This window comes from Scandinavium hiltneri, from assembly GCF_024764835.1.
Lineage (GTDB): Bacteria > Pseudomonadota > Gammaproteobacteria > Enterobacterales > Enterobacteriaceae > Scandinavium > Scandinavium hiltneri.
Genome location: NZ_JALIGE010000066.1, coordinates 24,598 through 48,819, shown reverse-complemented (window position 1 = coordinate 48,819; position 24,222 = coordinate 24,598). Strand labels below are relative to the sequence as shown.

At 54.5% G+C, this 24,222-nt stretch carries 23 protein-coding genes; 17 read left to right on the top strand and 6 right to left on the bottom strand.

The genetic code is table 11. From position 1 onward, the window contains the following. The first annotated feature begins 59 nt into the window (after positions 1-59). From rhaD to rhaM, 7 genes are all read left to right on the top strand, one after another. On the top strand, positions 60-890 hold the full coding sequence (gene rhaD, locus MUU47_RS01735; RefSeq protein WP_258986372.1) for a rhamnulose-1-phosphate aldolase: 831 nt from the start codon (positions 60-62) through the stop codon (positions 888-890). 95 nt (positions 891-985) lie between these two features. Continuing rightward, positions 986-1,972, top strand: coding sequence for a rhamnose ABC transporter substrate-binding protein (gene rhaS / locus MUU47_RS01730; protein WP_258986371.1), 987 nt, complete (start codon positions 986-988; stop codon positions 1,970-1,972). Positions 1,973-2,072: 100 nt separating this feature from the next. Beyond that, positions 2,073-3,584: a sugar ABC transporter ATP-binding protein gene (locus MUU47_RS01725; protein WP_258986370.1), complete on the top strand. Its 1,512-nt coding sequence runs from the start codon at positions 2,073-2,075 to the stop codon at positions 3,582-3,584. Continuing rightward, positions 3,581-4,588, top strand: coding sequence for an ABC transporter permease (locus MUU47_RS01720; RefSeq protein WP_258986369.1), 1,008 nt, complete (start codon positions 3,581-3,583; stop codon positions 4,586-4,588). The genes MUU47_RS01725 and MUU47_RS01720 overlap by 4 nt, the downstream gene beginning before the upstream one ends. Beyond that, positions 4,585-5,589, top strand: a complete 1,005-nt coding sequence (locus MUU47_RS01715) for an ABC transporter permease (protein ID WP_258986368.1) — start codon at positions 4,585-4,587, stop codon at positions 5,587-5,589. Before MUU47_RS01720 ends, MUU47_RS01715 begins: the two co-directional genes overlap by 4 nt. A gap of 99 nt (positions 5,590-5,688) precedes the next feature. Next, a complete protein-coding gene (gene fucO / locus MUU47_RS01710) occupies positions 5,689-6,837 on the top strand; it encodes a lactaldehyde reductase (protein ID WP_258986367.1) in 1,149 nt (382 codons plus the stop codon). Then, positions 6,834-7,148, top strand: coding sequence for an L-rhamnose mutarotase (gene rhaM, locus MUU47_RS01705; protein ID WP_258986365.1), 315 nt, complete (start codon positions 6,834-6,836; stop codon positions 7,146-7,148). Before fucO ends, rhaM begins: the two co-directional genes overlap by 4 nt. Before the next feature lie 76 nt (positions 7,149-7,224). Here the strand turns inward: rhaM and MUU47_RS01700 are convergent, their stop codons facing one another. Both MUU47_RS01700 and MUU47_RS01695 read right to left on the bottom strand, forming a co-directional pair. Continuing rightward, positions 7,225-8,592 carry a carbohydrate porin gene (locus MUU47_RS01700; RefSeq protein WP_258986364.1) on the bottom strand — a complete coding sequence of 456 codons (1,368 nt, stop codon included), beginning with the start codon at positions 8,590-8,592 and terminating at the stop codon, positions 7,225-7,227. A 492-nt stretch (positions 8,593-9,084) separates the two neighbouring features. Continuing rightward, positions 9,085-9,633: a helix-turn-helix domain-containing protein gene (locus MUU47_RS01695; RefSeq protein WP_258986363.1), complete on the bottom strand. Its 549-nt coding sequence runs from the start codon at positions 9,631-9,633 to the stop codon at positions 9,085-9,087. Positions 9,634-9,734: 101 nt separating this feature from the next. Here MUU47_RS01695 and MUU47_RS01690 point away from each other — a divergent pair, with 101 nt between their 5' ends. The 6 genes from MUU47_RS01690 to MUU47_RS01665 all read left to right on the top strand — a co-directional run bounded on the left by MUU47_RS01690 (position 9,735) and on the right by MUU47_RS01665 (position 15,578). Continuing rightward, positions 9,735-10,397, top strand: coding sequence for an AzlC family ABC transporter permease (locus MUU47_RS01690; RefSeq protein WP_159776488.1), 663 nt, complete (start codon positions 9,735-9,737; stop codon positions 10,395-10,397). Continuing rightward, entirely contained in the window at positions 10,397-10,720 is a 324-nt protein-coding gene (locus tag MUU47_RS01685) for an AzlD domain-containing protein (protein ID WP_159761608.1), read from the top strand. The genes MUU47_RS01690 and MUU47_RS01685 overlap by 1 nt, the downstream gene beginning before the upstream one ends. A 149-nt stretch (positions 10,721-10,869) precedes the next feature. Further along, positions 10,870-11,316 (top strand): PTS fructose transporter subunit IIA, encoded by a 447-nt coding sequence (locus MUU47_RS01680; RefSeq protein WP_258986362.1) that lies wholly within the window; start codon positions 10,870-10,872, stop codon positions 11,314-11,316. Positions 11,317-11,328: 12 nt separating this feature from the next. Further along, entirely contained in the window at positions 11,329-12,783 is a 1,455-nt protein-coding gene (locus MUU47_RS01675) for a PTS fructose-like transporter subunit IIBC (RefSeq protein ID WP_258986361.1), read from the top strand. Then, a complete protein-coding gene (locus tag MUU47_RS01670) occupies positions 12,764-13,825 on the top strand; it encodes an aminopeptidase (RefSeq protein WP_258986360.1) in 1,062 nt (353 codons plus the stop codon). The genes MUU47_RS01675 and MUU47_RS01670 overlap by 20 nt, the downstream gene beginning before the upstream one ends. A gap of 7 nt (positions 13,826-13,832) precedes the next feature. Beyond that, positions 13,833-15,578: a putative frv operon regulatory protein gene (locus tag MUU47_RS01665; RefSeq protein ID WP_258986359.1), complete on the top strand. Its 1,746-nt coding sequence runs from the start codon at positions 13,833-13,835 to the stop codon at positions 15,576-15,578. A gap of 44 nt (positions 15,579-15,622) precedes the next feature. Here MUU47_RS01665 and MUU47_RS01660 read toward each other — a convergent pair whose 3' ends face one another. The 4 genes from MUU47_RS01660 to fdhD form a co-directional block, all read right to left on the bottom strand. Continuing rightward, the gene (locus MUU47_RS01660) at positions 15,623-15,835 is read right to left on the bottom strand and encodes a YdgH/BhsA/McbA family protein (protein WP_258986358.1); all 213 of its coding nucleotides are present in this window, start codon (positions 15,833-15,835) and stop codon (positions 15,623-15,625) included. Positions 15,836-15,975: 140 nt separating this feature from the next. Next, entirely contained in the window at positions 15,976-16,536 is a 561-nt protein-coding gene (locus MUU47_RS01655) for a hypothetical protein (protein WP_258986357.1), read from the bottom strand. Next, a complete protein-coding gene (locus MUU47_RS01650) occupies positions 16,523-17,494 on the bottom strand; it encodes a DUF6973 domain-containing protein (protein WP_258986356.1) in 972 nt (323 codons plus the stop codon). Before MUU47_RS01650 ends, MUU47_RS01655 begins: the two co-directional genes overlap by 14 nt. 165 nt (positions 17,495-17,659) lie before the next feature. Further along, entirely contained in the window at positions 17,660-18,439 is a 780-nt protein-coding gene (fdhD, locus tag MUU47_RS01645) for a formate dehydrogenase accessory sulfurtransferase FdhD (protein WP_374684480.1), read from the bottom strand. A gap of 244 nt (positions 18,440-18,683) precedes the next feature. On the opposite strand from fdhD, the gene fdnG reads away from it, so the two are divergent. From fdnG to fdhE, 4 genes are read left to right on the top strand one after another with little or no spacing between them, the layout of a single operon-like run. After that, entirely contained in the window at positions 18,684-21,734 is a 3,051-nt protein-coding gene (gene fdnG, locus MUU47_RS01640; RefSeq protein WP_258986440.1) for a formate dehydrogenase-N subunit alpha, read from the top strand. 12 nt (positions 21,735-21,746) lie between these two features. Then, positions 21,747-22,649, top strand: a complete 903-nt coding sequence (gene fdxH, locus MUU47_RS01635; protein ID WP_258986354.1) for a formate dehydrogenase subunit beta — start codon at positions 21,747-21,749, stop codon at positions 22,647-22,649. Next, the gene (gene fdoI / locus MUU47_RS01630; RefSeq protein ID WP_258986353.1) at positions 22,646-23,281 is read left to right on the top strand and encodes a formate dehydrogenase cytochrome b556 subunit; all 636 of its coding nucleotides are present in this window, start codon (positions 22,646-22,648) and stop codon (positions 23,279-23,281) included. The genes fdxH and fdoI overlap by 4 nt, the downstream gene beginning before the upstream one ends. Beyond that, the gene (gene fdhE / locus MUU47_RS01625; protein ID WP_258986352.1) at positions 23,278-24,207 is read left to right on the top strand and encodes a formate dehydrogenase accessory protein FdhE; all 930 of its coding nucleotides are present in this window, start codon (positions 23,278-23,280) and stop codon (positions 24,205-24,207) included. Before fdoI ends, fdhE begins: the two co-directional genes overlap by 4 nt. The last annotated feature ends 15 nt before the right edge of the window (positions 24,208-24,222 follow it).

The window sequence follows — 24,222 nt, the reverse complement described above, 5'->3', positions numbered from 1 at the left end:
GTAAGAGTAGGCCGGGTAAGCCACGCGCCACCCGGCATTTTCAAAGGAACCACAAGACTATGCACACCATTACCGATTCCTGGTTCGTCCAGGGCATGATCAAAGCCACCACCGATGCCTGGCTGAAAGGCTGGGACGAACGCAACGGCGGCAACCTGACCCTGCGCCTCGACGACGCCGATATCGCACCGTTCGAAGCGGATTTCCATGCGAAGCCGCGCTATATCGCGCTGAGCCAGCCAATGCCTGCTCTGGCGAATACGCCGTTTATCGTCACCGGTTCCGGCAAATTCTTCCGCAACGTGCAGCTCGACCCGACCGCCAATTTAGGGGTGGTGAAAGTGGACAGCGACGGCGCGGGCTACCACATTCTTTGGGGGCTGACGCACGAAGCGGTGCCAACCTCTGAGCTGCCAGCGCACTTCCTTTCCCATTGCGAACGTATCAAGGCGACCAATGGCAAAGACCGCGTGATCATGCACTGTCATGCCACCAACCTGATTGCCCTGACCTACGTGCTGGAAAACAACTCAGATCTTTTCACACGCAAACTTTGGGAAGGCAGCACCGAGTGTCTGGTGGTATTCCCGGACGGCGTCGGCATTCTGCCGTGGATAGTGCCGGGCACCGATGAAATCGGCCAGGCAACCGCCACCGAAATGCAGCAGCATTCGCTGGTGCTGTGGCCGTTCCACGGCGTATTCGGCAGCGGCCCAACGCTCGATGAAGCGTTTGGCTTAATTGATACCGCCGAGAAATCGGCAGAAGTTCTGGTGAAGGTCTATTCGATGGGCGGCATGAAACAGACCATCACCCGGGAAGAACTGATTGCTCTTGGCAAACGCTTTGGCGTGACCCCGATGGCATCAGCATTAGCGCTTTACGCATAACTGTTTACAGATAACAACATCGCGCCCCGCTCATTGAGACGGGGCGAATACACCTGCAATCCCTACAACTAACTCAATTCAGTGGAGTAAAAGCAATGAAAATAAAACTAAGCTTGATCCTCACCGTTGCCGCACTGGCGTTTTCCGGTTCCTCATTTGCTGAAGTCAAAATCGCCCTGGTGGCAAAATCGCTGGGAAATGGATTTTTTGAAGCAGCCAACGTTGGCGCGCAGGAAGCGGCAAAAGAGTTAGGTGACGTCAAAGTCATTTATACCGGGCCAACAACCACCACCGCAGAAGCACAGATCGAAGTGCTGAACGGGTTGATCGCTCAGGGTGTCGATGCGATCGCTATTTCCGCCAACGATCCGGATGCGCTGGTGCCGGTACTGAAAAAAGCGATGCAGCGTGGCATCAAAGTCGTGTCATGGGATTCCGGCGTGGCGCAGGCGGGCCGTCAGATCCACCTGAATCCTTCCAATAACGCGTTGATCGGTGAAACCAACGTCAAACTGGCCGCCGATGCGCTGAAGGCGCTGAACGTGGACAAAGGCGATGTTGCTATTCTTAGCGCCACGCCTACCTCCACCAACCAGAACATCTGGATTGCGGAGATGAAAAAAGTGCTGCCGCAGTATCCGTCAGTCAATCTGGTGACGGTGGCCTACGGCGATGACCTTTCCGATAAAAGCTACCGCGAAGCGGTCGGTTTGCTGAAAACCTATCCTGACCTGAAAGTTATCGTGTCGCCGTCATCCGTTGGTATTGTGGCCGCGGCGCAGGCAGTAAAGGATCAGGGCAAAATCGGCAAAGTGTACGTAACTGGCCTGGGTCTGCCGTCTGAAATGGCTGGGGCAATCAAATCCGGCGCCAGCAAAAGTTTTGCTATCTGGAACCCTATCGATCTGGGCTATGCGGCAACGTATTTAGCGGACGATCTGGTCAAAGGCAGCGCCACCAAAACCGAAGCCAGCATGGGTAAACTCGGCAACGTAACGCTGGATGCCGACGGCAACGGCGCGATGGCGAAGCCGTTCGTTTACGATGCCAGCAACATTGATAAGTTCTCCAAAATTTTCTGATGCGTTTTGTAGGCCGGGTAAGCGGTAGCGCCATCCGGCAACACGGCGGGTGGCGTTACCGCTTACCCGCCCTACAAGACCCCTTTGACGGAGAACCATCATGACCGAATCCACTCCCTTGCTCCAGCTCACGGGCATCAGCAAATTCTTCCCCGGCGTACGCGCCCTGGAGAATGTGCAACTGAGCCTGTGGCCCGGAAAAGTCACTGCGCTGATTGGCGAAAACGGTGCCGGAAAGTCCACGCTGGTCAAAGTGATGACGGGTATTTATCAGCCCGACGAAGGCGACATTCTCTATAAAGCAATCCCCATTCAGCTGCCCACGCCGGATTCTGCCCACAAAGTGGGGATCACCGCGATTCATCAGGAGACCGTGCTGTTCGATGAACTGTCGGTCACCGAAAACATTTTCGCCGGGCAGTACGTCTGTAAGGGCTTTCTGAAGAAACTCGACTGGTCGGAAATGCACCGTCGCGCTCAGGCGCTGCTCTCGCGGCTTGAAGTGCAGATTGACCCACTCGCCACGCTGAAAACGTTAAGTATCGCCCAGCGTCATATGGTCGCCATTGCGCGCGCGCTGTCGTTTGATGCGCAGGTGGTGATTCTCGACGAACCGACTGCGGCGCTTTCTCAGCATGAAATTCTGGAGTTTTATCAAATCGTTGAACGCCTGAAACAGGACGGCAAAGCCATTCTTTTTATCTCGCACAAATTCGACGAAATCTTCGAACTGGCCGATCACTACACCATTCTGCGCGACGGAGTGTTCGTCGGGGCAGGCAACATCCATGACATTACCGAAGAGCGGATGGTGGCCATGATGGTGGGCCGCGCCATCACCCAGACCTTCCCGAAAGTGGCGTGCGAACCGGGCGACACGGTGCTGGAAGTGAAAGACTTATGCCATCCGACTGAATTTGCGCATATCAATTTCAGCCTGCGCAAAGGCGAAATTCTCGGCTTTTACGGCCTGGTCGGTGCCGGGCGTACCGAGTTGATGCAGGCGCTGTCCGGTGTCACGCAGCCGTCGTCCGGCGAAATTGTCCTGAACGGTCAGACCGTACACTTCCACCAGCCCGCCGATGCTATCCAGGCCGGGATTGTTTGCGTGCCGGAAGAACGGCAAAAACAGGGGGCGATCATTGCGCTGCCGATCGCGCAAAACATCAGCCTGCCTCAGCTACGGAAGCTCAACCCGAATGGCGTGTTACACGAAGAAAGGGAATGGAAACTCGCAGACGACTACGCCAAACGCTTGCAGGTCAAAGCCTCCAGCTGGCGGCAAGCCGTTGAAACGCTGTCCGGCGGTAACCAGCAGAAGGTGGTGATCGGTAAATGGCTTGCGACTCATCCCGAGGTGATCATCCTCGACGAACCGACCAAAGGCATTGATATCGGCTCCAAAGCGGCGGTACATCAGTTCATGTCTGAGCTGGTGGGGCAAGGTCTGGCGGTGATCATGGTGTCATCCGAACTGCCCGAAGTGATGGGCATGGCGGACCGCATCATCGTGATGCACGAAGGGTTGATGGTCGCGGAATACCGCGCGGGCGACGCGACGGCGGAGGTAATTGTCAGCGCCGCCAGTGGTGCAGGCAGGGAGGCGGCATGATGTTGAAATCTCTGCTTAAACACCGCGAAGCCCTGCTGGCTGCGGTGATTGTGCTGTTGGTCGCCGCCATCGGCAGCCGCACGCCGTCGTTCATCGCCCCGGGTAATCTGGTGGAAATGTTCAACGATACGGCCATCCTTATCATTCTCGCCCTCGGCCAGATGATGGTGCTGCTGACCAAAGGCATCGACCTGTCGATGGCCGCCAATCTGGCCCTCACTGGCATGATTGTGGCACTGCTCAATTTCCACCATCCGGACATTCCGGTGGTTGCGCTGCTGGCGCTGGCCACCCTGCTCGGCCTGCTGATGGGCGTCATCAACGGGCTACTGGTGTGGAAACTGGGTATTCCGGCGATTGTGGTGACGCTCGGCACGATGAGCATTTATCGCGGGGTTATTTTTCTGCTGTCCAACGGCGGCTGGGTGAACTCCAACCAGATGAGCGCTGATTTTCTCGGCCTGCCGCGCGCCGCTTTACTCGGGCTACCGGTGCTGAGTTGGTGTGCCATCGCCGCACTGTTTGTGGTCGGCTATTTCCTGCGTTACAGCCGGACGGGACGTTCACTTTACACCGCGGGCGGCAACGCCACGGCGGCGTATTACACCGGGATCAACGCCGGAAAAATGCAGTTCGTCAGCTTCTGTCTCTCCGGTGCGCTCGCCGGTTTCTGCGGCTATTTGTGGATTTCACGCTTTGCGGTGGCGTACGTCGATGTCGCCAACGGCTTTGAGCTACAGATTGTCGCCGCCTGCGTGATCGGCGGGATCAGCACCATGGGCGGCACCGGGCGCGTGCTCGGCTGTCTGTTTGGCGCGCTGTTCCTCGGGGTTATCAACAATGCCTTGCCGGTTATCGGTGTATCGCCGTTCTGGCAGATGGCGATTTCCGGCGCGGTGATTGTGATTGCGGTGGTGCTCAACGAGCGCGGCAACAAACGCAAAGGTCGCCTCATCCTGCGTGATGCGGCGCTGGCCCGGCAAAAACTGGCGGTGAAACCATGAGCAAAATGCTGACGTCTGACGCTGTGCAAAACGCATCACCCGCCCCGTCATTTTTCCAGCGCCTGGCGTGCTGGGAAGGCTTTCTGCTGGCGGTCACCCTGGCGGTGTTCGTGGTGAATGCGTTCGCCTCACCCTATTTTCTCAACATCTGGAACCTGTCAGATGCCACCTTCAACTTCACCGAAAAAGCGATCATCGTGTTGCCGATGGCGATGCTGATCATCGCCCGTGAAATTGACCTGTCGGTGGCAGCGATCATCGCCTTGAGTTCCACGGCGATGGGCTTTTGCGCCGTGGCGGGAATGGATACGCCGCTATTGGTATGCGTGGGACTGGGCGTGGGCGTGTTGTGCGGATTGGTGAACGGGCTGTTGGTCACCCGGCTGAACCTCTCTTCCATCGTTATCACCATCGGCACCATGAGCCTGTTCCGCGGCATTTCCTACATTTTGCTCGGCGATCAGGCGCTGAATCACTATCCGGCGAGCTTCGCATGGTTCGGTCAGGGCTACGTCTGGGGCGCGCTGTCGTTTGAGTTCGCGCTGTTTATCGTGCTCGCCGCGGTGTTCACCTTCGTGTTGCACAAAACCAACTTTGGTCGCCGCACCTTTGCCATTGGCAATAACCCGACCGGTGCGTGGTTTTCGGGCATTAACGTCAAGCGCCACAACCTGATGCTGTTTGTGCTGGTCGGGCTGATGTCCGGCCTTGCCGCCGTGCTGCTGACGTCGCGTCTGGGTAGCACGCGCCCGACCATTGCGCTGGGTTGGGAATTATCAGTGGTGACGATGGCAGTACTCGGCGGGGTCAATATTCTTGGCGGCTCCGGCAGCATGGTGGGCGTGATTATCGCCGCCTTCCTGATGGGGCTGGTGACCTTTGGCCTGAGCCTTCTCAACGTACCGGGCATCGTGATGTCGATAATCATCGGCGCGATGCTGATCGTGGTGATTTCACTGCCGATTATCACCCGCCGGATCTTACAGCGACGACGTATCTAATGCCGGGTGGCACTCCGTTTACCCGGCCTACGGGTTTTGTAGGCCTGGCAAGTGCCGCGCCATCGGGCAGTAAAATCAGCAATATTAAGGAGAATAAGCATGAGTTTTATGTTGGCACTGCCGAAAATCAGCCTGCATGGCGCGGGTGCAATCGAGGATATGGTCAATCTGGTGGCGGGCAAGCAATGGGGTAAAGCGTTGATTGTCACCGACGGACAACTGGTAAAAATGGGCCTGCTCGATTCCCTGTTTACCGCGCTGGATGCGCACCAGATGTCTTATCACCTGTTCGATGACGTGTTCCCTAACCCGACGGAAGCACTGGTGCAAAAAGGCTATCAGGCCTGGCAGGACGCCCGTTGTGATTTCATTATCGCCTTTGGCGGCGGCAGCCCGATTGACACCGCCAAAGCCGTCAAAATCCTTACCGCCAACCCAGGCCCTTCCACGGACTATTCCGGCGTAGGCAAAGTGAAGTACCCCGGCGTGCCACTGGTGGCAATTAACACCACCGCCGGAACCGCCGCGGAGATGACCAGTAACGCGGTGATCATCGACAGCGTGCGTCAGGTAAAAGAAGTCATCATCGACCCGAATATCATTCCGGATATCGCTGTGGACGACGCCAGCGTGATGCTCGATATTCCGGCGTCCATCACTGCGGCAACTGGCATGGATGCGCTAACGCACGCCATCGAAGCCTTTGTTTCGGTGGGCGCGCATCCGTTGACCGACGCTAACGCGCTGGAAGCCATTCGCCTGATTACCCTTTGGCTGCCAAAAGCGGTGGATGACGGGCATAATCTCGACGCGCGCGAACAGATGGCGTTCGGCCAGTATCTGGCGGGCATGGCGTTTAACAGCGCTGGATTGGGGCTGGTTCATGCCCTGGCGCATCAGCCAGGTGCGACGCATAACCTGCCGCACGGCGTCTGCAACGCCATCCTGTTGCCAATCATCGAAAACTTTAACCGTCCGAACGCGGTTGCTCGTTTCGCTCGTGTCGCACAGGCGATGGGCGTCGATACTCGTGGCATGAACGACGACGCGGCAAGCATGACGGCGATTCAGGCGATTCGTGACCTGAGCACCCGCGTCGGCATTCCGGCAGGCTTCAAAGAACTCGGCGTCACCAAAGCCGACATTGAAGGCTGGCTGGACAAAGCCCTCGCCGACCCGTGCGCACCATGCAACCCACGCACCGCCAACCGCGACGACGTGCGCGAGCTGTATCTGGAGGCATTATGATCCATAAAGCGTTTGTCATGCAGGTCCACCCGCATACACACGAAGAATATGAACGTCGCCACAACCCGATCTGGCCCGAGCTGGAAGCGGTGCTGAAAGCTCATGGCGCGCACCATTACGCCATTTATCTCGACAAGGCCCGCAACCTGCTGTTTGCGACAGTCGAAATCGAGTCAGAAGAGCGCTGGGATGCCGTCGCCAACACCGATGTGTGCCAGCGCTGGTGGAAATTCATGGGTGAAGTGATGCCGTCGAATGCGGACAACAGCCCGGTGAGTGCGGAGCTGAAAGAAGTGTTCTGGCTGGAATAGATAATAAGAGCCTATCCCTGATGGATAGGCTCTAAGAAAAGCGCCTGATGTCAGGCGCTTGATGGCGATTAACAACTTAGAAGAAGTATTTAAACCGCACGCGGCCGCCGTAACGATCGTCATCACTGCCGATATCGCTATCGCCTTGCAGTTTCGACCAGTAGGCTCCCAGATAGATATTAAAGTTCTGCATATCCATTACATTCGGGATCTGATACGAAGCATGGATGGTGTGAATATCATAGGTGCCTGCTTCATCAATCCAGCAATCATCGTCACAGATAACGCCTGAATACTCGTCAATCTTGTTATGCGCGTAGATGTAACCAAGTTCGAAACGCTGCCATAAGGCGTTCACCCCGGCGCTGAAATCTTTTTCGTCGGAAGCGTCGAGATAGGCGGTGTTGAGGTTCAACACCACGCCATTATCAGGATCGTTTTTCAGCCCGTTCCAGGTCATGGTCATGCCATAGCCGGTCCGGCTGGACTGGTCGACAAACTGACCATTAGCATCGTAATAACCGTAGGCATTGTTGACCAGGTTACTTTCCATTGCTGCCGCCATGGAAAATGCGCCTTCAGACCAGGAGACCACCGGGCGCACATAAGCCACGTTCTTCTCTTGCTCCATATCGCGACCGTGATACTGCGTGTCGGTAAACAGCGCCGTACCGTCTTCAAGCAGAGTGTTCAGTTCGAAATACCAGTTATCAATCTGCTTGCTCATCAGGAAATTGCCGCCGGAGTCCGAACGACCACGCCCTTCTTTCATCATGTAAATATAACCATGACCGTCGTCATACAGATCGTTGGCGGTATTTCCGGAGTGCTCAACAAACGTATCCTGATTTAACGGGAACATGTCGTAGGCTTCGAAGCGTCCGACTTTAATCTTCCAGTCATTTTCCCGGCCGAAGAAGAAGACGGCATCATCAAGATCCAGGAAACCAGTCATGTCGGCCAACGGCTGGGCGCTAAACCCGGCAAAATAACCGTTGTCCAGCTTTCTCATTCCGTCAAAACCTAACAGGATGCGGCCATTTAAATCCCAGCGTTCATTACTGTCATCACTATTCGAAATTAAAGCCCCTTTGCGACTTTCGGCATCCATATTGAATTCGACGTCACCGTAAATTTTCAGGTCACCGTAACCGGAAAGCGATAATGCAGGGCTGGCGGTGTTTTTTGCGGTTTCCGTTGTCGGGGTCTCGCTTTTCACCACCACGCGTTCCTGTACTTCCTTGATCTCCTTGCGGTCTGTCGTTTGCCGGGCTTTCAATACCTGAACTTCTTGCTCTGCTTTTTCAGCCCGGTTTTCAGCAGAAACAAGTCGGTCTTCAAGCAGTTGAAGACGCTGTTCAACGGAGAGCGGGGTTGATTTTGCCGTAGCCGAATTTGCCACCAATAAGCATCCGATAGCAACTGCGATTGCCGTTCTTTTCATATACATCGTTCCTTGAGAAAATAATAAGGCGGGTATATCTTTCCGCCATGAATATATAACTGCGATGGATTGTTTATATTTATAGTTTATTGAGTTAAGGAAATAACTCGCCTTCATTCAGCTTGATTTCATTCAGAAACCCGCTGAATACAACAGACAAGAGATAATATTATTTAGTGCAGGAAGGTGATAATAAAAAGAGGCAACAACGTGAGCGAGATAACATCCATTATTTTGAATCATATAATAAACTAATTAATTAAGCGAAAAGCCGCCCCAATTATTGAGGACGGTTATATACCCAAAATAATTCGAGTTGCAGGACAAAACGCCTGAAGCGTTTTGAACAGCGCTTGCGCTGGCCCCGAAGGGGCGAGGCCATAGGCCGAGTAACGCGGCGACGCAGCGAATCCCCAGGAGCTTACTCAAGTAAGTGGCTGGGGTGAGCGAGGAAAGCCAACGCACATGCAGCTTGAAGTATGACGGGTATAGCTAATTCTGTTCTGCGACCAGAATGGCCTGGGTATCGTCTTCAAGTGCTTTGAAAACATGCTCCTGGTCGGCGGGATAACAAATGTAATCCCCTTCGCCTAATTCTTCTGGCGCTTGCGTTAACCCCACCAACGCCCGGCCCTGAGTCACAATAATATGCTCGACGGAACCCGGCGGATGCGGTTGAGAAATGCGGTCTGCGCCCGGCTGAGTCATTAACAGGTAAATATCACGACGGGCGCCTGGCGGGCAGGTGGCAAGTAAAATTGCCTGATAGTTGGCCTGCTCGGCCACCACTTTGGTACCTTCACCGCGGCGAAGTACCTGGGTGGTTGACGCCTGCGGCTCCAGCAGTCGGGCGAAAGGAATATCCAGCGCCACACACAGCGACCACAGGGTTTCCAGGCTAGGATTACCGTTGCCTGCTTCCAGCTGCGACAGCGTCGACTTGGCTATCCCGGCACGACGAGCAATTTCGGCCAATGAAAGCCCGGTGCGCTGGCGTTCGCGCACCAGACTGCGGGAGATAACGCTGATTGGCTGTGTCATACACGGCTCCGTGTTTTATAAATCGAACGAATCGTTCATCTTGTAAATCGACTCAACAGCGTTCATTATAATGAATACTCGTTCGATATGGCTAAATTTCTATGTTCCGACGTCACCTCGCCTGCCTGAAAGGCGACACCATTAAAGCAATTCTTCTGGTCGACCTGGCGGTTGGCGTGGTCGGGGTTTCCTATGGCTCGCTGGCGATGTCATGGGGCTTTCCACTGTGGGTGCCGTTGGCGCTATCCACGCTGGTGCTGGCCGGTGCGTCTGAGTTTATGTTCCTCGGGATTATTGTCAGCGGTGGCAATCCACTGGCGGCCGCCGTCGCGGGTTTACTGGTCAACGCCCGTCATATTCCCTTCGGCGTCGCGGTGCGTAACCTGGTCGGCAAGCGCGCCATCGGCCTGCTTGGCTGCCATGTCATGAACGACGAAAGTGTGGTGTTTGGCATGTCACAACCGACGCCAGAACAACGTAAAGCCGCTTATTGGCTGTGCGGCTGCGGCGTGGCAATCCTCTGGCCACTCGGCGTGTTGTTGGGCAGCGGCGTAGGCAAATTGCTGCCGTCCCCTGAAACCATCGGCCTCGATGCGGTGTTCCCGGCCATCCTCGTGGCGCTGGTGATCCCGGCCTTTAAACATCGCACCACGCTTATCCGCGCGATGAGCGGCGCGGCGTTGTCGTTAGCCGCTGTGCCGTTTACGCCCGCAGGCGTGCCGGTCCTGTTGTCGCTGCTGGGCCTGTTTGCGAGGAAGAAATAATGGGCGAGACCTTATGGATTATTGCGGGTATCGCAGTCCTGTCCGTCGGCACGTATTTGATGCGCTTTGGCGGCACCAAACTCGGCAATAAACTGGCGCTGTCCGAACGTTCACAGGCGATACTCAACGACGCCGCGACGACCTTACTGTTTGCCGTCGCGCTGGCGGCAACGTTCTTCGAAGGCAGCCATTTTGCCGGTAGCGCGCGCGTCCTCGGCGTGGCGGTGGCGGTGTTTCTCGCCTGGCGCAAAATGCCGCTTATCGTGGTGATTTTATCGGCGGCGGTGGTCACCGCGCTGCTGCGCTACTTCGGCCTGCACTAATCGGTAACACACTCAGGCCCCGCGTCTGAGTGTGCGCCAGCCCGCAAAACTTAGCGCAGTTTCTGTCACGCCCGCGCGACATATTGCCCATCAGCGTTATCCCTTCTGCCCGCTACACTGAGTGTCTGTTTTTTAGACGGATTATCAGCATGGCGCTTCTTACCCCCGACTGCATCAATCTCAACATCAGTGGCAATACGTCCTATTCCATTCTGAAATCGCTGGCCGATATGGCGTTCACCCGCGGCTTTGTCAGCGATAAAAACCAGTTTCTGCAAACGCTGTTGCAACGCGAAAAGTTGCACTCCACCGGCTTTGGTTCCGGCATCGCGGTACCGCATGGCAAAAGCCGCGTGGTTAAACATCCTTTCGTTTTGTTTGCCCGCCGAGAAAATCCCGTTGACTGGCAGGCCGCAGACGGCGAACCGGTGAACGGCTGGATTTGCATCGGCGTTCCGCAGGAAGGGGAAGAAAACCAGGTGAAAATGATCGGTGCGCTGTGCCGCAAGATTATCCACGCCGACTTTATCAGCCAGCTGCAACAGGGCGACGTCAGCCAAATTCTCACGCAGCTCAATCACACGCTCAGCGACTAACAGGAACCGGCCATGGAATCGTCATTACGCGTTGTTGCCATAACTAACTGCCCGGCGGGGATCGCGCACACCTATATGGTGGCCGAAGCGCTGGAACAAAAAGCCCGCCAGCTCGGACACACCATTCGGGTGGAAACTCAGGGTTCAAGCGGCGTCGAAAACCGCCTGAGCGATGCGGAAATCGACGCCGCCGATTACGTGATCCTCGCCACCGGGCGCGGCATCAGTAATGATGACCGGCAGCGTTTCGTCGGCAAAAAAGTCTACGAAATCCCGATCTCTCAGGCGCTGAAAAATATCGACGCCATTTTCCCTCAGTTAGCGAGCCATTCACAGACGTTCTCCGCAGACAGCAGCATGAAGCTGGGCAAACAGGACGTGGCGCAGGGCAGCGTAATGAGCCATTTGATGGCAGGTGTTTCTGCCGCGCTACCGTTTGTGATAGGCGGCGGTATCCTGGTGGCGATCGCCAATATGCTGGTGCAAATGGGCTTGCCGTATACCGATATGGCCAAAGGCGCGCCGTCGTTTACCTGGGTGGTCGAGTCCATCGGCTATCTCGGCTTCACTTTTATGATCCCCATAATGGGGGCGTACATCGCGTCGTCAATTGGCGATAAACCGGCTTTCGCGCCAGCATTTTTGGTGTGCTATCTGGCGAATGACAAAGCCCTGCTCGGCACGCAGTCCGGCGCAGGTTTTCTCGGCGCGGTAGTGCTGGGCCTGGCAATCGGCTATTTCGTATTGTGGTTTCGCAAGGTGCGCCTCGGCAAAGCCCTGCAGCCGTTACTCGGTTCGATGCTTATCCCTTTCGTCACGCTGTTGCTGTTTGGCGTGTTGACCTACTACATCGTCGGGCCGTTTATGTCCGACCTGATGAGCGGCCTGCTGCATTTCCTCAACACCATTCCGCCATCAATGAAGCTCGGTGCGGCGTTCCTGGTTGGCGCAATGCTGGCGTTTGATATGGGCGGCCCGATCAACAAAACCGCGTGGTTCTTCTGCTTCTCGCTGCTGGAAAAACACATTTACGACTGGTACGCCATCGTGGGTGTAGTAGCGCTGATGCCGCCAATGGCCGCCGGGATCGCCACCTATATTGCGCCGAAGCTCTTCACCCAACAGGAAAAAAGCGCGGCCAGCAGCGCGATTATCGTGGGCGCTACCGTCGCCACCGAACCGGCGATCCCGTATGCATTGGCCGCCCCGCTGCCGATGATCACCGCCAATACCCTGAGCGGGGGCATCACCGGCATGCTGGTTATCGCCTTTGGCATTCAGCGTCTTGCACCGGGACTTGGTGTGTTTGATCCGCTGATCGGGTTGATGTCGCCGGTCGGGTCGTTTTATCTGGTGCTGGCATGCGGCCTGGCACTCAATATCACATTGATTATTGTGCTCAAAGGCCTTTGGCTGAAGCGCAAAACGGCGAAACAGGACACTCTGAATGAACAACGAACTGCTTAAACAACTCTGCAATGCCACCGCCGTCAGTGGTGATGAACAGGAAGTTCGCGATATTTTGCGGGCGACGCTCGAAGGCTGTGCGGATGACATCAGTTTCGATGGCCTGGGCAGTTTTATCGCCCGCAAAGGCAACCGCGGGCCGAAGGTCGCGATTGTCGGTCATATGGATGAAGTCGGCTTTATGGTCAGCCACATTACCGATGACGGTTTTCTGCGTTTCGCCACCATCGGCGGCTGGTGGAGCCAGTCGATGCTCAATCATCGGGTGACAATTCGTACCCGTGCCGGAAAACACGTGCCCGGCGTGATCGGCTCTGTGGCCCCTCATGCGTTGAGTGAAAAGCAAAAGCAGCAACCGGTTGATTTCGATGAAATGTTTATCGATATTGGTGCCAACAGCCGCGAACAGGTGGAAAATATCGGCATCTGCATTGGTGATTTCATCAGCCCAGAGGCGCATTTCGCCCATTGGGGAGACGATAAAATTGTCGGCAAAGCGCTGGATAACCGTGCAGGCTGCGCCCTGATGGCGGAGCTGTTCCAGGCGGTCAATAACCCGGACATTACGCTGTTCGGCGTGGCGAGCGTGGAAGAGGAAGTCGGCCTGCGCGGGGCGCAGACCTCAGCCGAGCACATCAAACCGGATGTAGTCATTGTGCTGGATACCGCCGTAGCGGGCGATGTGCCGGGCATCGATAGCGTGAAATTTCCGCTTAAACTCGGGCACGGTCCGGCGGCGATGCTGTTCGATAAGCGCTATTTCCCCAACCAGAAACTGACCGCGATGCTGAAAGAGTGCGCCAGCCAGACCGAGAGTGACGTGCAATTCTGCATCATGAAAACCGGCGCCACCGACGGCGGACGCTATAACGTAATGGGCGGCGGTCGGCCAGTACTGGCATTGTGTCTACCGACGCGCTACTTGCACGCCAATAACGGGATGATTTCTGAAAAAGATTACAACACGTTGTTTACCGTGGTCCGCACACTTTTACAGCGGCTGAATGGTGATACCGTGGCGGCTTTGCGGGATTTCAGGTAACAACAGGATGCTTAACGACCGCCAGCTTTCTCTTCTGGAAAAACTGGAACATCAGCCCAGTTCCCTTGCGGAACTGGCGCAACACGCTGGCGTTTCCGCCCGGACCATTTCGCGGGACATTGATTATCTGAATTTTACGCTCAGCGGACGCGCCCGGGTAACCCGTCAGGGCAGCGCAGGCGTGCAGCTGGAAATTCTCGACAGAAAGCACTATTTCCAGCTGCTTCAGCGCCATGACAACGACGATCAGCTGCTGGCGCTGCTGTTGCTCAACGGGTTTACTACTCGTCTTCAGCTGGCTGATGCGCTGAATCTTCCCGAAACATTGATTGCGGAGAAGCTGGTGAAACTGCGCCAGCGCTATGAAAAGGTCTTCATCATTGCCGGTCGGCCCGGCCTCGGGTACTTCATCGACGAACCTGAAGCCCGGCAGATTCTGATCCTCGCTAACCTGCTGAAAAAAGATCCGTTTGTGTCGTCTCTCACTGGCTTTAATTACGCCGCCATCGAACGATTGACGGCCGGCATCAGTGCGATTCAGGCCTGGCCGGCCATCCACCGTGACTATGTGGTGAGCGTGGTGCTGGCGGTGTGGGCGATGCGAAATCTTATCCACAGTGCGCCCCTGGTCGATGCGGATCACGAAATCGCTGTATGTATTGAGAATGCAGGGTTTTATTTTAATCAGAAGACATTGAGCGTACTGATTTCGTTGCTGGATGCGTTGCAGTACAACGCCACGCAGATAACGCCAGACAGGATCCAACAACTGCTGGATGAGGCGTTGATTGACCATCCGGGCGGTGTGCAGGACGCACAGCTTATTGAGGATTTAACCGGACATGTGACGCGCTGTGCCGCATCACCGGTATGGGTGGCGGAAAGCCGTCAGAGCAGCATGAATAACCTGAAAGCCGCGTGGCCCGTGGCGTTTGATATGAGCATTCGTTTTATCGGCCTGCTGCGGGAACGGCTGGGAATTATCGTTTCTGACAGCGACTTGATTGGGCTGTATTTCGCCTGCGCGCTGGAACGCCATCAAACAGAGCGGCAGCCGGTGATTTTGCTCGCCGAACAAAACGCCATCGCCACCATTAACAAGCTGGCTATCGAGCGGGACGTGCCTAACTGTCGGGTGCATATTGCCCGCAGTCTGTCCGGATTGATGGGCCTGCGTGACGAAATTCAGCCGGTTTGTATCATCAATAACAGCCATCTTCAGCTCAACGTCAACCTCGGCAATGTGCTCAATATCCGCAATATCATCACCCCGGCGGGTATCGGCCAGATTAAAGATTTCCTCGATACCGCGTATATCCGCCAGCATCTGGAGCGCTTATTCCCCGTCGATGCCTGTTTTCATGAAGAAAATCAGCCCAACGACGGCTGGCTTGAGATTTGTGCGCGAGTCAGCCAGCGCCTGGTCAGGCAAGGGCATCTCACCGACGAGGAAGCCTGCCGTATTTGCCAGCGTGAACAGGAAGGGGAGAATTTGATCGTCAATCAGCTGGCGATTCCCCATTGCTGGAGCGAAAAAGAGACCTCATTTCGTGGCTATTTCATTACGCTTTCCCGGCCTGTTGTCGTCAACCATGAACCAGTGAGTCATCTGCTGATCGCCTGCGCCAGCGCATCTGCCCGCCATGAACTGAAAATATTCAGCTATCTGGCCAGAACGTTGTACAAGCATTTACCGGGGAAAATTGCGGGATTAAAAAGTGCGGAAGAGTTTGTGCGGTTGCTGCGGGAATGAAACCTGTCCCGGGCTCAAGACGAGCCAGGGACAGTGGCTATGACTTACTTATTTAACTCAGCGGTCATGTGTACACGGTTACCGGTGAAAGCCTGGGTAATGGTGTAAGAAGATGCGCCAGCTTCCTGAGCCTGTGCTGCGATTTTCGCTTCTGCACCGTCGATGGTGGAAGAGGTTGCGGTGACAGTCTGTGCAGCGAAAGAACCGAATGACGTTGCGAGAGCGATAACTGCGACAAAAGTTTTGATGCTATTCATGATGTATACCCTTCAGTTAATTTGTGTTGGTAAGGCATTTTGCCTTGATGTGATAAATCATAGCCTCACATTCACCCAACGAATAGCGGAAGGTTTTGCTTACTTCATTCAAATTAATTGACTAATGGTAAGGGCGAGATTCAGCCTCCTGAATAGATGCCGGAAACATCACCAATGCCGCCAGTCACAGTGCAGATTTTATCACCATAAATGTCTCTGATATTTATGGTTAGATTTGTGTTGTTATTGAATATCGCAGAGATTGAAATACGATCTCTTTTCCCTTTATGACTTTCAAAAAACAGATCATCAAATTCTACATATATTGGTGGCTGATGGACGACAGCCGTTACTGCCGGTGACGTTCTTGTATATTCTTCATGATTTTCCATATAAACACCTTTCCCATTTTTTATGAAATAGAGAGAGAGGCCATAAGACTCAGTAACGTTATCCTCACCAATGCCGGATAAGTTATAGTCCTCATACATAAACTCTGTCGAGAGTCCATATTGGATGTAAACTGTATCCCATTCAAAATCGGTCACTTGGTGAAGTTTTAGCTGTTTCTGCCCACTACTACAGATCTCTGCAACCTTTTCGAGAACTCGTTTATTTTCCGGATAAAAAATGAAAATTGAAACAGCAACCAAAGCACAACAACCAAATAAATAGATATATTTTCCTTTACCCTCTTTCATCTTGTCGCTCTTTGTCTCCATGATTTAACCCACTATCAACATTTCCAATTGATTTATCAAAGGTACTTATATCTATCGTCTGCTGTACAATATGGCAATACTTCACCCCTTTCATCGCTATCGTATAAAGCCCCTTTTCAAGCAGAATGTTAAGTATGATCTTAGCCAACTCACTATTACTTTTACCGGGATTATTTAAACCAACATATCGACCAATTATATTGTTCTTCAAATCTATAATTTCGTCTGCCTCATCCGTCGTTAATAAACTACAAACCACCAGACCTCCCTTTTGGCATGCTTCAATCTGTCTAAGCAGGAGCGGGTGATCTTCATGCGCACTTCCAACTTGGGTAGCATAATCTTTACCATACTCATTACTGATCATTGCCTGCCAGATGGTATGCCGAAACGCATTGGTTAATGTACCTTCGGTGAGCTTATCCTGCTTCCAGCCCATTCCATTGGCAAACAAAACCGCGATGGTAGATAAGTTGTTACTCCCCGGTGAGTGTGCCCCAATATTCCATGCTTTTATCGGATGACGCACAGCAAAACCTGCTTCACGCACTTCCTTCGGTAAAGTAATTAATCCCGACCCCGGTATAGCAATAGTCGATATTTGTCCGGAATTAAAAAATGATAAAGGTTCATCACCGTGCGAGCATCTGATCGTTGCGTCATCAAGAAGGCGAACATGGCCATTTGATAGAACATTGGCAGCCTGACCACGTGGATTTAACCACGCCATTAACATTGGCGTGCAGGGCTTTAATGTTTTAATACATTCACTATGGTTATTATTTGTAGCTTGCTTATCGTCTTCGGTACAGACAGCTTTGCTCTGTATTTTTACAGTTCGGGCATCAGTGGCTTTCAGGGTAATAGGAGAAGAGGTAAAAGGACAATGTAATATTGCGCCATCTACGACATATTCTTTAAACGGTCCATGTGACATGTCAGATCCTTGACAAGGAAAGATCCCACATTAGCCTGGATTTTAATGAGAAAGGGTGAGGTAAGGTCCATAATTTAATCTGCCGATAAAGAATTACGTTGAAATTACTATCATCAATATTTCCGCATAATACAGATTATAATTTGTCTCATTATTGAGAAGAAATTAAACAAGCCGCTGAGGATGGGTATAAATCGTCGCCCTGCCTGGTTTGCAGAAGCCCACCAGCGTCAGGTTGCAGCGCTCAGCCACTTCGACCGCCAGCGTCGTCGCTGCGGAGACAGCGAACAGGATTTCTACGCCACACATCGCGGCTTTCTGCACCATTTCATAGCTGGCCCGGCTGGAGACCAGCACTGCGCCCTGCTGCCAGGCGTCACCTTCTCCCGCGCGTCGTCCCAGCAGTTTATCCAGCGCCACATGGCGACCAACGTCTTCCATTCCGCCCGCCAGCGTGCCGTTAGGGGTAACCCACGCGGCAGCGTGGGTGCAGCCCGTCAGGCGGCCCACCGGCTGGACATCATTGAGGTGTTCGAGCGCGAGATCGAGATATTTGAGGCTGAAAGTCTGGCTGAACGGCAGCGGCGCTATCGGGCGCCCCACATCATCAAGCTGTTCCACGCCGCAAACGCCGCAGCCTGTGCGTCCGGCCAGCGCGCGACGGCGTTCTTTGAGTGCCATAAAACGACGGCTGGAGAGTTCAATCTGCACTTCGAGTCCGTTACAGACCTGTAGCACTTCCATCCCGAAAATTTCGGATCGGTTTTCAATAATTCCTTCGGAGAGGGAAAAACCAATGGCAAAAAGCATCAGATCTTTCGGCGATGCCATCATCACCACATGCGAAATACCGTTATAGACCAGCGCCACAGGGACCTCTTCCGCGAGCTCGTCCTGCTGAGTATGGTGTAAATCCTGGCGCTTCCAGAGATTCACCTGACGCATTCCAGTGATATCACTCACATTACCAACCTGTTCTGATGATTTTTCGTTCACTTTACATTAACCGTATTAGAACAAACGCACACACATTGTGGTATTCTGAAGGCATATCCCTCCAGGAATGAGGGAGATTACCCCAATTCTGAACCTTTGTGGCAACAACCGCAAAGGTAAATAACAATCCATCCCCTTAGCGGTTTAGGTATTGAGTGGCGACGGGGAAGCAATGTCGAAACAAGGAGTGACCATGCAGGTCAGCAGAAGGCAGTTCTTTAAGATCTGCGCTGGCGGTATGGCAGGCACAACGGCAGCTGCTTTGGGGTTTGCCCCAAGCGTAGCGCTGGCGGAAACGCGGCAGTACAAACTGCTACGTACCCGTGAAACCCGTAATACCTGCACATATTGTTCTGTCGGTTGTGGGCTGTTGATGTACAGCCTCGGTGACGGAGCAAAGAACGCCAAAGCATCCATCTTCCATATCGAAGGCGACCCGGATCATCCGGTAAACCGTGGGGCGCTTTGCCCGAAAGGCGCGGGTCTGGTGGATTTCATCCACTCCGAAAGCCGTCTGAAATACCCTGAATACCGTGCACCAGGCTCCGATAAATGGCAGCAAATCAGCTGGGACGACGCGTTCGAACGCATCGCCAAACTGATGAAAGCCGATCGTGACGCCAACTTCATTGCACAAAACGCCGAAGGCACCACCGTCAACCGCTGGCTCTCCACCGGTATGCTGTGTGCATCTGCGTCCAGTAACGAAACCGGCTATTTAACCCAGAAATTCTCCCGTGCGCTTGGTATGCTCGCGGTGGACAACCAGGCACGCGTCTGACACGGACCAACGGTAGCAAGTCTTGCTCCAACATTTGGTCGCGGTGCGATGACCAACCACTGGGTGGATATTAAAAACGCCAACCTGGTCGTGGTGATGGGCGGTAACGCCGCTGAAGCGCATCCAGTCGGGTTCCGCTGGGCGATGGAAGCCAAAATTCACAATGGCGCCAAACTTATCGTTATCGATCCGCGCTTTACGCGTACGGCATCGGTCGCCGATTTCTATACGCCGATTCGTTCCGGCACGGACATTACCTTCTTGTCCGGGGTTATTCTGTATCTGCTGAATAACGAAAAAATTAACCGTGAATACACTGAGGCGTATACCAACGCCAGCCTGATTGTGCGCGAAGATTACGCGTTCGACGACGGTCTGTTCTCGGGTTATGACGCCGACGCACGCAAGTACGATAAAACCAGCTGGAACTATGAGCTGGACGAAAACGGCCACGCCAAACGCGACACCACGCTGACTCACCCGCGCTGCGTGTGGAACCTGCTGAAAGAGCACGTTTCCCGCTACACGCCTGAGATGGTTGAGAACATTTGTGGTACGCCGAAAGCTGACTTCCTGAAAGTCTGCGAGTACATCGCGGAAACCAGCGCCCACGATAAAACCGCCTCATTTCTGTATGCCCTGGGCTGGACGCAGCACTCCGTCGGCGCGCAAAACATCCGCACCATGGCGATGATCCAGCTGCTGCTCGGCAATATGGGTATGGCAGGCGGCGGCGTGAACGCCCTGCGCGGTCACTCCAATATTCAGGGCCTGACCGACCTTGGCCTGCTGTCGCAAAGCCTGCCGGGCTACATGACGCTGCCAAGCGAAAAACAGACTGACCTGCAAACCTATCTGACCGCCAATACGCCAAAACCACTGCTGGAAGGCCAGGTAAACTATTGGGGCAACTATCCGAAGTTCTTCGTCTCGATGATGAAATCCTTCTACGGCGACAAGGCGACCGCGGAAAACAGCTGGGGCTTTGACTGGCTGCCGAAGTGGGACAAAGGCTACGACGTGCTGCAGTACTTCGAGATGATGTCCAAAGGCCAGGTGAACGGCTATCTCTGCCAGGGCTTTAACCCAGTGGCGTCGTTCCCGAACAAAAACAAGATTGTAGCCTCGCTGTCGAAGCTGAAATTCCTCGTCACCATCGACCCGCTGAATACTGAAACGTCGACCTTCTGGCAGAACCACGGCGAGCAGAACGACGTTGACCCGTCAAAAATCCAGACCGAAGTATTCCGTCTGCCATCGACCTGCTTCGCCGAAGAGAACGGTTCTATCGTTAACTCCGGCCGCTGGCTGCAATGGCACTGGAAAGGCGCGGATGCCCCGGGGATCGCCAAAACCGATGGTGAAATCCTGGCCGGTATTTTCATGCGTATGCGTGAAATGTATGCCAAAGACGGCGGCCCGGCGCCTGAACCGGTGCTCAACATGACGTGGAATTACGCCACGCCGGACGAGCCTGCTTCGGAAGAAGTGGCGATGGAAAGCAACGGTAAAGCGCTGGCAGACATAACCGACCCGGCTACCGGCGCGGTTATCGTCAAAAAAGGCCAGCTGCTCAGTTCGTTTGCACAGTTGCGTGACGATGGCACCACCGCCAGCGGTTGCTGGATTTTCGCCGGCAGCTGGACGCCGGACGGCAACCAGATGGCGCGTCGCGATAACGCCGACCCATCAGGCCTGGGCAATACGCTCGGCTGGGCATGGGCGTGGCCGCTGAACCGTCGCATCCTGTATAACCGTGCTTCCGCAGACCCGCAGGGTAAACCGTGGGATCCGAAGCGCCAGCTGATCAAATGGGATGGCGCGAAATGGGGCGGCGTGGATATTCCGGACTACAGCACCGCAGCGCCGGGGACTGACGTTGGGCCATTCATCATGCAACCCGAAGGAATGGGACGCCTGTTTGCTCTTGATAAGATGGCAGAAGGGCCGTTCCCGGAACACTACGAGCCGTTTGAAACGCCGCTCGGTACCAACCCACTGCACCCGAACGTCATTTCGAACCCGGCCGCACGCGTGTTCAAAGACGATATGGAAGCGATGGGTAAACACGATAAGTTCCCGTACGTTGGGACCACGTATCGTCTGACCGAGCACTTCCACTACTGGACCAAGCACGCGTTGCTGAACGCTATCGCGCAGCCAGAACAGTTCATCGAGATTGGTGAGAAGCTGGCGGGTAAACTCGGCATCGGTCACGGCGACACGGTGAAAGTCTCCTCCAACCGCGGCTATATCAAAGCCAAGGCGGTGGTGACCAAACGTATCCGCACGCTGAAGGTAGACGGGAAAGACGTGGATACCATCGGGATTCCGATCCACTGGGGTTATCAGGGCGTCGCGAAGAAAGGCTTTATCGCGAATACCCTGACGCCGTTTGTTGGCGATGCCAACACCCAGACGCCGGAGTTTAAATCCTTCCTCGTGAACGTGGAAAAGGTCTAGCGGAGACGAAATATGGCTTATCAATCTCAAGATATTATTCGCCGTTCCGCGACTAACGGTTTCACGCCCGCGCCTCAGGCACGGGATCATCAACAGGAAGTGGCGAAACTCATCGACGTGACCACCTGTATCGGCTGCAAAGCCTGTCAGGTGGCCTGTTCGGAGTGGAACGATATCCGTGATGAAATCGGTCACAACGTCGGGGTGTACGACAACCCGGCGGATTTGACCGCAAAATCATGGACCGTGATGCGCTTTTCGGAAGTCGAGCAGAACGACAAACTGGAGTGGCTTATCCGTAAGGATGGCTGTATGCACTGCGCTGATCCTGGCTGTTTGAAAGCCTGTCCATCAGAAGGGGCTATCATTCAGTATGCCAATGGCATTGTCGACTTCCAGTCTGAGCAGTGCATCGGGTGTGGCTACTGCATCGCAGGCTGTCCGTTTGATGTGCCGCGTCTGAACCCGGAAGACAATCGCGTCTACAAATGTACGCTGTGCGTTGACCGCGTCACCGTGGGCCAGGAACCGGCATGTGTGAAAACGTGCCCAACCGGCGCTATCCACTTTGGTTCTAAAGAGGATATGAAAGTGCTGGCGGGCGAGCGCGTCACCGAGCTGAAAACGCGCGGTTATGACAACGCAGGTCTGTACGATCCTGCGGGCGTCGGCGGTACGCACGTGATGTACGTCCTGCATCATGCCGACAAACCCGGTTTGTATCACGGCCTGCCGGAAAATCCGGAAATCAGTCAAACCGTTAAATTCTGGAAAGGTATCTGGAAACCGCTCGCGGCAGTTGGCTTCGCAGCAACCTTTGCGGCCAGCATCTTCCACTACGTCGGGGTCGGTCCGAACCGCGCCGATGAGGAAGAGGATAATCTGCATGAAGATAAAGACGAGGTGCGCAAATGAAACGTCGTGACACCATCGTGCGCTACACCGCGCCGGAACGCATCAACCACTGGGTCACCGCCTTCTGCTTCATTCTGGCGTCGGTGAGCGGACTGGGCTTTTTCTTCCCGTCCTTCAACTGGCTGATGCATATTCTCGGCACGCCGCAGCTGGCGCGTATTCTGCATCCGTTCGTCGGGGTGGTGATGTTCGCTTCGTTCATCATCATGTTCTTCCGTTACTGGCATCACAACCTCATCAATCGGGACGATATCTTCTGGGCGAAGAATATCCGCAAGATTATCGTCAACGAGGAAGTGGGTGACACAGGACGATACAATTTCGGCCAGAAGTGCGTTTTCTGGGCGGCGATTATCTTCCTGGTGCTGCTGCTGGTGAGCGGCGTGATTATCTGGCGACCTTACTTCGCGCCAGCCTTCCCAATCCCGATTATCCGCATCGCGCTGATGCTGCATTCATTTGCCGCAGTCGCGTTAATTGTGGTTATTATGGTGCATATCTACGCGGCCCTTTGGGTCAAAGGCACCATTACCGCGATGGTGGAAGGCTGGGTCACCCGCGCATGGGCGAAAAAACATCACCCGCGCTGGTACCGTGAAGTCCGCCAGAAAGAGGAAAAATCGACCGAATGAGTATTCGCATAATCCCACAAGATGAACTGGGGAGTAGCGAGAAACGTACGGCGGAAGCAATTCCGCCGTTATTATTCCCGCGACTGAAAAATCTTTATCACCGCAGAGCGGAACGCTTGCTGCAGCTGGCGCAGGACAATCCGCTTGGTGACTACCTGCGTTTTGCGGCGCTGATAGCCCACGCCCAGGAAGTGGTGCTTTACGACCACCCGCTGCAAATGGATCTGACCGCACGGATCAAAGAAGCGGCAGACCAGGGCAAACCGCCGCTGGATATCAGTACGCTGCCGCGTGATAAGCACTGGCAGAAACTGCTGCAATCGATGATTGCCGAGCTGAAACCTGAAATGAGTGGCCCGGCGCTGGCAGTTATCGAGAACCTTGAAAAAGCATCCGACACGGAGCTGGAAGAGATGGCATCTGCGCTGTTCGCGTCTGATTTCTCCTCCGTCAGCAGCGATAAAGCCCCGTTCATCTGGGCCGCGCTGTCGCTGTACTGGGCGCAAATGGCGAACCTTATTCCGGGGAAAGCCCGTGCGGAATACGGCGAACATCGCCAGTTCTGCCCGGTGTGCGGTTCAATGCCGGTGTCGAGCGTGGTGCAAATTGGTACTACACAAGGGCTGCGCTACCTGCACTGCAACCTGTGTGAATCCGAATGGCACGTGGTGCGCGTGAAGTGCAGTAACTGCGAGCAGAGCCGCGATTTACACTACTGGTCACTGGATAACGAGCAGGCCTCCGTCAAAGCCGAAAGCTGTGGCGACTGCGGAACCTACCTCAAAATCCTGTATCAGGAAAAAGACCCCAACGTCGAGCCCGTGGCCGACGACCTCGCCTCGCTGGTGCTGGACGCGCGAATGGAACAAGAGGGCTTTGCCCGTAGTTCCATCAACCCGTTCCTGTTCCCGGGCGAAGGGGAGTAATTTCCTTTAAGAATC

Excerpts from the sequence above, each read along its gene's own strand:
- rhaD (WP_258986372.1), top strand. The coding sequence starts at position 60 with ATGCACACCATTACCGATTCCTGGTTCGTCCAGGGCATGATCAAAGCC.
- rhaS (WP_258986371.1), top strand. The coding sequence starts at position 986 with ATGAAAATAAAACTAAGCTTGATCCTCACCGTTGCCGCACTGGCGTTT.
- MUU47_RS01725 (WP_258986370.1), top strand. The coding sequence starts at position 2,073 with ATGACCGAATCCACTCCCTTGCTCCAGCTCACGGGCATCAGCAAATTC.
- MUU47_RS01720 (WP_258986369.1), top strand. The coding sequence starts at position 3,581 with ATGATGTTGAAATCTCTGCTTAAACACCGCGAAGCCCTGCTGGCTGCG.
- MUU47_RS01715 (WP_258986368.1), top strand. The coding sequence starts at position 4,585 with ATGAGCAAAATGCTGACGTCTGACGCTGTGCAAAACGCATCACCCGCC.
- fucO (WP_258986367.1), top strand. The coding sequence starts at position 5,689 with ATGAGTTTTATGTTGGCACTGCCGAAAATCAGCCTGCATGGCGCGGGT.
- rhaM (WP_258986365.1), top strand. The coding sequence starts at position 6,834 with ATGATCCATAAAGCGTTTGTCATGCAGGTCCACCCGCATACACACGAA.
- MUU47_RS01700 (WP_258986364.1), bottom strand. The coding sequence starts at position 8,592 with ATGAAAAGAACGGCAATCGCAGTTGCTATCGGATGCTTATTGGTGGCA.
- MUU47_RS01695 (WP_258986363.1), bottom strand. The coding sequence starts at position 9,633 with ATGACACAGCCAATCAGCGTTATCTCCCGCAGTCTGGTGCGCGAACGC.
- MUU47_RS01690 (WP_159776488.1), top strand. The coding sequence starts at position 9,735 with ATGTTCCGACGTCACCTCGCCTGCCTGAAAGGCGACACCATTAAAGCA.
- MUU47_RS01685 (WP_159761608.1), top strand. The coding sequence starts at position 10,397 with ATGGGCGAGACCTTATGGATTATTGCGGGTATCGCAGTCCTGTCCGTC.
- MUU47_RS01680 (WP_258986362.1), top strand. The coding sequence starts at position 10,870 with ATGGCGCTTCTTACCCCCGACTGCATCAATCTCAACATCAGTGGCAAT.
- MUU47_RS01675 (WP_258986361.1), top strand. The coding sequence starts at position 11,329 with ATGGAATCGTCATTACGCGTTGTTGCCATAACTAACTGCCCGGCGGGG.
- MUU47_RS01670 (WP_258986360.1), top strand. The coding sequence starts at position 12,764 with ATGAACAACGAACTGCTTAAACAACTCTGCAATGCCACCGCCGTCAGT.
- MUU47_RS01665 (WP_258986359.1), top strand. The coding sequence starts at position 13,833 with ATGCTTAACGACCGCCAGCTTTCTCTTCTGGAAAAACTGGAACATCAG.
- MUU47_RS01660 (WP_258986358.1), bottom strand. The coding sequence starts at position 15,835 with ATGAATAGCATCAAAACTTTTGTCGCAGTTATCGCTCTCGCAACGTCA.
- MUU47_RS01655 (WP_258986357.1), bottom strand. The coding sequence starts at position 16,536 with ATGAAAGAGGGTAAAGGAAAATATATCTATTTATTTGGTTGTTGTGCT.
- MUU47_RS01650 (WP_258986356.1), bottom strand. The coding sequence starts at position 17,494 with ATGTCACATGGACCGTTTAAAGAATATGTCGTAGATGGCGCAATATTA.
- fdhD (WP_374684480.1), bottom strand. The coding sequence starts at position 18,439 with ATGCGTCAGGTGAATCTCTGGAAGCGCCAGGATTTACACCATACTCAG.
- fdxH (WP_258986354.1), top strand. The coding sequence starts at position 21,747 with ATGGCTTATCAATCTCAAGATATTATTCGCCGTTCCGCGACTAACGGT.
- fdoI (WP_258986353.1), top strand. The coding sequence starts at position 22,646 with ATGAAACGTCGTGACACCATCGTGCGCTACACCGCGCCGGAACGCATC.
- fdhE (WP_258986352.1), top strand. The coding sequence starts at position 23,278 with ATGAGTATTCGCATAATCCCACAAGATGAACTGGGGAGTAGCGAGAAA.